The sequence below is a fragment of the Marinobacterium sedimentorum genome (genome assembly GCF_024267675.1).
In the GTDB taxonomy this organism is placed as follows: Bacteria; Pseudomonadota; Gammaproteobacteria; order Pseudomonadales; family Balneatricaceae; genus Marinobacterium_A; species Marinobacterium_A sedimentorum.
Window position 1 is genome coordinate 1 of the sequence record NZ_JALDYX010000180.1, and the last position, 222, is coordinate 222.

The following is a 222-nucleotide window of genomic DNA, read 5'->3' on the forward strand; positions in this document are numbered from 1 at the left end:
TTACCGATTCCTGTTGGTTTTGGCATCTATATGAACTCTCAAGATGTTGAGTATGTGGCGACGGATGATTTCAAAATCGACGCAACAGGCGGGCTACTTGGCGGTCGTAACAAGCCTAATCACTATGTCGTACCAGCAGATGATGTATCGATTAAAGGGTCTGATAAGAGTGTTCAACTTAGACTCGACGCATGGGTATTTCCATTCCTAAATGTTTATGGT

The 222-nt window shown here is 43.2% G+C and carries 1 protein-coding gene; it reads left to right on the forward strand.

The annotated features are described in order from the left end of the window. Window positions 1–222, forward strand: a 222-nt coding sequence (locus tag MRS74_RS23765; RefSeq protein WP_254582748.1) for a hypothetical protein, incomplete at both ends; no start/stop codon positions are given.